The organism is Belliella marina (assembly GCF_042682445.1).
GTDB lineage: Bacteria > Bacteroidota > Bacteroidia > Cytophagales > Cyclobacteriaceae > Belliella > Belliella marina.
Genome location: NZ_JBHUHR010000015.1, coordinates 428,061 through 434,683, shown reverse-complemented (window position 1 = coordinate 434,683; position 6,623 = coordinate 428,061). Strand labels below are relative to the sequence as shown.

Annotated in this window: 4 protein-coding genes; all 4 read right to left on the bottom strand. The window is 41.5% G+C overall.

Annotated features, from left to right (window positions below):
• Nucleotides 1–127: 127 nt before the first annotated feature.
• Entirely contained in the window at nucleotides 128–3,058 is a 2,931-nt protein-coding gene (locus ACFSKL_RS06140) for a DEAD/DEAH box helicase (protein WP_376884423.1), read from the bottom strand.
• A gap of 782 nt (nucleotides 3,059–3,840) precedes the next feature.
• The gene (gene hflC, locus ACFSKL_RS06135; protein WP_376884421.1) at nucleotides 3,841–4,779 is read right to left on the bottom strand and encodes a protease modulator HflC; all 939 of its coding nucleotides are present in this window, start codon (nucleotides 4,777–4,779) and stop codon (nucleotides 3,841–3,843) included.
• On the bottom strand, nucleotides 4,776–5,753 hold the full coding sequence (hflK, locus tag ACFSKL_RS06130; protein WP_376884420.1) for an FtsH protease activity modulator HflK: 978 nt from the start codon (nucleotides 5,751–5,753) through the stop codon (nucleotides 4,776–4,778). The genes hflC and hflK overlap by 4 nt, the downstream gene beginning before the upstream one ends.
• A 175-nt stretch (nucleotides 5,754–5,928) precedes the next feature.
• On the bottom strand, nucleotides 5,929–6,537 hold the full coding sequence (locus tag ACFSKL_RS06125) for a cytochrome c oxidase subunit 3 (protein ID WP_376884418.1): 609 nt from the start codon (nucleotides 6,535–6,537) through the stop codon (nucleotides 5,929–5,931).
• Nucleotides 6,538–6,623 lie beyond the last annotated feature (86 nt).

The following is a 6,623-nucleotide window of genomic DNA, read 5'->3' as shown; positions in this document are numbered from 1 at the left end:
TTTTTTAAATTATGAATTTTGAACTCCGAATAATGAATCAAGAATTCGCCAGATACTTGATTGTAATCCCGCATCTACTATCCTCAGCGCATCTCTGCAACTTTCGGCTCACGTCTCATATCTACAATCAATCCAACAAGGCTTCGATATCATCTTTACTCAAGCTCTTCATAAAGCTTTCTTCGGTACTGATCAGTTCACCGGCCAGGGCCATCTTTCGCTCTTGAAGCGCCATGATTTTTTCTTCCACCGTATTTCTGGTGATAAATTTATAAATGATCACTTTGTTTTCCTGACCGATTCTATGCGCCCTGTCTATTGCCTGCGCTTCGACGGCTGGATTCCACCATGGATCCAACAAGAACACATATTCAGCTTTTGTCAAGTTCAACCCAACTCCACCTGCTTTGAGTGAGATCAAGAAAATCTTTACTGATTCATCTTCCTGAAAGATCGTGACCTCAGCTTGTCTATTCTTTGTAGAGCCGTCGAGGTAGGCATATTTGATCTGGTGCTCGTCCAGGTACTCTTTTACAATCGCCAAGTGCCGCACAAACTGGCTAAACACCAACACCTTGTGCCCTTCACTAGCAGTAGAATGAAGCATATGGATCACATCATCAAGTTTTCCGGAATCTCCATCATAGTCCTTATTGGTCAGTTTGGGATGGTTCGCTATCTGACGCAATTGCGTCAACCCCCTCAACAAGGTAAACTGCTGATTCCTCATCCCCGGAGTGGAAAGCTCGCTGACTATCTTTTCACGGTAATAGCCTTTCACTTCTTCATAGGCCCTTTCCTGCTGTTCGGTCATCGAAGAATATTTCACATTGATGACTTTCTCCGGCAAGTCTGTTGCTACCTGTGTCTTGAGCCTTCTCATAATGAACGGCTTGATCATCGCATGGAGCTTTGAGGCTTTGTCCATGTCATTCTTTTTTTCGATGGGTTGCAAAAACTGCTTTTTGAACATGCTTTGGTTACCCAAAAGCCCGGTATTGATAAAATTCATCTGGGACCAAAGATCCATCGTGCCATTCTCAACTGGTGTACCTGTAAGGATCAATTTATGCCTACAGTTCAATTCCCCAACTGACTTCGCTATGATACTTCCCGGGTTTTTGATCGCTTGGGATTCATCCAAGATGATGTAATTGAAATAAAAGGATTTCAACACTTCCAAATCCAACCGGATGATCCCATAGGATGTGAGTACCAAATCATAATTGGCAAACCGGGTACTGTCTTTGATTCTTTGCGTGCCTGTATAGGTCAATATCTTCAATCCCGGGGTGAATTTTTTTGCTTCCAACTCCCAGTTATATATCAGGGAAGTGGGCATCACCAGTAGGGAAGTGGTTCCTTCGGAGACTTTCCTTTCATGTGCCAACATAGCCAAAGTCTGCACAGTCTTTCCCAAACCCATATCATCAGCCAGGCAGCCGCCAAACTTGTATTCGTTGAGGAACCTAAGCCAATTGTATCCTGCCTTCTGATAGGGCCTCAAGGTACCATTGAAATTGTCCGGTAAGTCATATTCCTCGATTTGCGAAAAATCACGCAGTTTTTCCAATTTTCGGCTAATGGTCAGCTGTACCAGGTTATTGTTTTGCAACTCCTGGGCCAGGGCGAGGTGGTGTTTTTTCAATACCAAACCTGGTTGTTCGGAAGCTTCATTGTTCTCCAAAAACGCAAATATCTCGGAGTAATTGACAAACCAAGAATCCGGAATCACCGCAATTTCTCCATTTGGAAGCTCAAATTCCGACTTTCCTTGGAGCAATAGCTTTCTGATCTTTGCAAAGGGGATTTTATATTGGCCAAATTTGACCAGGGCATTTACATCAAACCAATCAATATTTTCGTTGACTTCCACAGAAATATGGGCATGGCCTATGAAATATTGCTTTCCTTTGAAGGTCGCTGATTGCTGGATTTTGATGCCCATCTCCTCCAAACTGTTCTTGTGTGTATTGATCCAGCCGAAGGCCTTGGATTTCTCCAATGCAAAGCGGGAGGATTTTACAGGCAGGCCCAGGTTTTTCAGATAATCTCCATATGATTTCTCTTTGACCACGTCCCTGATCACTTTATGAAAAGTATAATTGTCGCCTTCCTGCTCCAGTTCCACATTATTGGATGCGCTTTCCTCTGAGCGAAATGAATAATTCCCATATTGGAATTTGAGGTCAAAGACTATTTTCTCCTCCTCTTCCACTACAGCCTTATTGCCGAACAAATCGGCTTTTGGAGAGCCGGGAAGATCACTCAAACTCAATACAGGCTCAGGCTGGCTTCGCTCCACTTTGATGTCAAAGCCTTTGGCATAAACGTCAAATGAAGCTACCAGTTGGGTTACAAACTTTTGATAATACTGCTGCTCGACTTTTTTGGGAATGACGATAAATTTCTTGTTGAGAAATGGCATCAGTTTCTTCCCGTCCTCACCCTTGGCAAAATGGTACAGGTGGTTGTCCACAACCAACCACGCAGGTTCATTGCAGATCAAATAGGCATTGCGATACTGCCATTCCAATCTTTCACCCTGGTATTTTATCGTTGGGAAATAATGTGTGTTTTCCTCATTTCTCCTGAAGTGAAACAGTATGGATGCGGGCTCTTCCATGATAAAAATCTCCTTCCAGATAGGGTTTCCATCATTTGCCATTTCAAAAAGCCTCTTCCCCTTCATTTTTGCAAGTATCCTGGACCGCAAGCCTTCAAGTTTGAGCTCTATCATCTCTTGGGAAACTTTGTTTCCCGTTTTTTCATCATAGATTTTTCTCAAATATTCCTTGGGTTTCAGCTTTTTGGTGTTGAGCTTTTTGGTGATGGCATCCTGCTGCATTTCATCCATCATCTTGATCAGCTGGTAGTCTGTTTCATCCAACCCAGCCTCAAACTCTTTGGCATTGACATGGGAGATGTTTTGGTGTGCCAAAGACAACCTCCCTTTCTCATCCAATTGAATCACAAAGGACTCAAAAAGCAATCCCAAGTATTCATGGTTAAAGAGTGAATAAATAATCTCAAATGGCTGATCAGCAGAAACTTTCATAATGGGTGAAGCTTGGCAAAGAAACGAAATCAACGACAAGCGGTTTTTTTGTGGTTTAAACTAGTTCGAAAAATAAGGAATAAATTCGATTAAATGAAAAAATACTTTTGCCGGAATCCTGTTCAGATTGCGATAACCCGATAAGTCTGAAAATAAAAGAGGGGAATAAGTTGTGAATCCACTTATTCCCCTTCCTTTGGGCTAGTTCTGTATTTTTGGGAGTATTTCATAAACTGTGTAAGTTTACTTACCAGTAAAAACAAAAGCCTACCTCCAATACCATTTGAAGCACAGATAACGGATCAGGATTGTCCTTGTATGGACAACTTTAAAACCTGAGTTCGATTGTTATCACAAAGTCAAAATCAATAAAAATATCCAGTTACAAGGCAAATTTTTGAGGGATAGCCTAAGCTATCGCTCAAAAATTTAACGCAGTAAATGGGTGTTTTTATTGACTGAGCCGACTATTCGGTTTTAAACGGCAATCTACTTCACTTTTTCAATCCGCAATATCCCAATATTACTTCATAAAAAAGTTCGCACCTTCTTTTTCGTAGTTCTCACCATTTAAAACCATTTTGACAAAGTGAGAATAGTCGAACTCAGGTTTAAACTATCTCCCTGGCAGCATTGCCGGCTATCAAGTCCCCAACATCAGCAAATCTTTCAGATTTTGTTCTTTGTCAACTTTTATAAAAAGTAAATCGTGCGAAATCTGGATGGTTTCCGTTCTACAAAACAACTGGTTTTGGAATGTGCTGCGGATGTCGGGAACTTGCTTAATTCAGCTTTCTAAGGTATCTGAAAAATTCAGAATCTGTGGATAATATTATACTGGTGTTTTCATCCATAGATTTTTCGAAACTTTCCATTGTTCTCAGAAACTTATACAACTCGATAGATTGTCTGTTTTTGTTGTATGCTTGCGCATAGATATTCGTCGCTTCTGCATCTGCCTTTCCTTTGATCTCTTCAGCTTCTTTGAACGCTTCGGACTGGATCTGTGCAAGGTCTCTTTCTTTGTTACCTTCTATTGATCTTGCCCTTCCCTGTCCCTCTGACCTGAATTGGTCTGCGATCCTGTTTCTTTCTGAGATCATTCTGTCATAGACCCTATCCCTTACTTCGTCCACATAGTTCATTCTCTTGAATCTGAAATCAAGAATCCGTACCCCTAGGTCAGTGGTCCTTTCATTGGCTTTTTGGAGTACTATCTGTTCTATTTTGTCCCTTCCAACCGATATTTCATCCAATATCTCAATCTCTTCCATAAAATCCTCCGTGACCTCAGGATCCCTGTTGGTAGACCTGACCAAATCCAACAAATCATGGCTTGCGATGGCATTTCTAGTCTCTCCATCAAGAATATCATCCAATCTTGATTGTGCTGACCGCTCATCCCTCAGTCTGATAAAGAACTGGAGTGGATTGGTAATCTCCCACCTGGCATAGGTATCGACGAAAATAAACTTTTTGTCTTTGGTAGGTACTTGGTTTTTGTCCCCATCCCATTCCAGATAGCGCTTGTCGAAGAATTGTACCTTGTGCAAGAAGGGTGTTTTGAAATTGATTCCTGGAGAAGTCCTTGGCTCGCCCACGGGTTTCCCAAATTGGGTGACAATGGCCTGTTGGGTTTCATCCAAGATGAAGTAGCTATTGAAGATCAAAATTGCCAAAATAGCCCCCAATACGATATATCCTATTCTGTTTTTTCTCATGGCTTAGCTGTTTTTACTTTGTCAATATTCAAAAGCGGCAATACATTGTTTCCTTTCTCGTCCACGATGATTTTGTTGCCGATTTTTGGAAGGATTTTCTCCATCGTTTCCAAATAGATTCTTTGTTTTGTGACTTCAGGCGCTTTCATATATGCCTCGTACAAGGCATTGAACCTTTCGGCTTCACCCAATGAGCGGTTGACACGGTTGAGGGCAAATGCCTCCGCCAACTGTATCGTCTCTTCTGCTTCTCCCCTTGCCCTTGGGATGACCCTGTTGTATTCAGCCTCTGCTTGGTTGATGAGGGTTTCCCTCTCCTGCTGGGCTTGGTTTACCGCATTGAATGAAGGCTTTACTGGCTCTGGAGGATTGACATCCTGCAAGACCACCTGATCTATGCGGATTCCGTTTTCATAATCATCACACATGGATTGGAGCAATACTTCCACACTGGAAGCCACTTCCTGCCTTCCGACGGTCAATACTTCGTTGACTGTCCTGTCACCGACGATCTTCCTCATCGCCGATTCCGACATGTCACGGAGTGTTTTCTCTGCATTTCTTACCCTAAATAGGTACTTGAAGGAATCTGTGATCCTGTACTGTACCACCCACTCCACATCTGTCAGGTTCAAATCACCCGTGAGCATCATGCTTTCGTCTACATACCCGGCCTTGACATAATCCGAGCTTCTGCTGGCATTGGATGTCCTAAACCCAAACTCCTGTTTCAGTTGTCTTTGGACTGGGATTTTGTGCATTTTCTCGATTCCAAATGGAATCATGAAATTCAAGCCTGGCTGTACCGTCCTATTGTATTCTCCCAATTGGACCACAACCCCCTCTTCCTCTGGTCCTACTGTCCTTATACTTGAAAACAGTGCGACCAATAGGAAAAAGCCAATCACAATCTTGCCCAGATACTTTTTGATCCAGTCAGGATTGATATTGATTTCATAATTTTTCTCTGACATAATTAGAAATTATTTTGTTTTTGTTTTGAAGATTAAAGAATCTGTCCGAATACGGAATAATAATCCCTCAATATGATAAGAATAAGGCTAAATACCTTAAAGAATACAGATATTCGTTTAATTACAGTATTATTAGATTGCTACAGGAAAGAAAAGCGTATTTCCAAATTCCATTTCAAAATGACACAGCAAATAGCAAGAACAAGGCAAGCCAAATGAAATCCATGAAATACCAGTATTTGGTAAACAGGTCTATCCGCATTTTTTCAAATGGGTTTGTGACCAAGATGAGATTTTGGATGGCATCCTTTTCTCTCTTGTTGTATTGCCTGATCAGAATCAGGGCAAATATCATCGCTCCTACCAAATGGAAAATATGAATGCCACTCAAAACATACAAAAAACTACCACTTGGCAACCCCCTGAAATCTATCCCCATATCGGTCAATTCTTTCCATCCAACAACCTGCAGTATGGTGAAAATCAACCCAAGGAGAAATGTGCTTAGCAGGCTGTTTTTGAGTTTTCCGACAGACTCTTCTTGATAGTACAGGGCCATTTTGGAGCAGGTATATCCAGAAAAAACAATCACAATCGTACTCAAAATGAATGAACGAGGCATCTTGAAACCCAAATCCCCGAGAACCCCATATCCAGAAGCCAAAAATGCGACTGCCAGAAACAAAAAAAGCAAACCACTGCCAAACATCCCCAGGTACATCAAAGTTTGGTAGGGATGCATCTTTTCAATTTTTTGAAACCAGTTTTCTTCTTTTGCTTTCATCCAGAAATTCTATCTCTTGCCATCTAAACATTTTAACCAGGGATAGGTTCAAGAATATTGGCCACAAATTCATATCAATCAATTAA

What these genes read in the sequence shown, in the direction of transcription:
- ACFSKL_RS06140 (WP_376884423.1), bottom strand. Translation starts at nt 3,058, where the DNA reads ATGAAAGTTTCTGCTGATCAGCCATTTGAGATTATTTATTCACTCTTT.
- hflC (WP_376884421.1), bottom strand. Translation starts at nt 4,779, where the DNA reads ATGAGAAAAAACAGAATAGGATATATCGTATTGGGGGCTATTTTGGCA.
- hflK (WP_376884420.1), bottom strand. Translation starts at nt 5,753, where the DNA reads ATGTCAGAGAAAAATTATGAAATCAATATCAATCCTGACTGGATCAAA.
- ACFSKL_RS06125 (WP_376884418.1), bottom strand. Translation starts at nt 6,537, where the DNA reads ATGAAAGCAAAAGAAGAAAACTGGTTTCAAAAAATTGAAAAGATGCAT.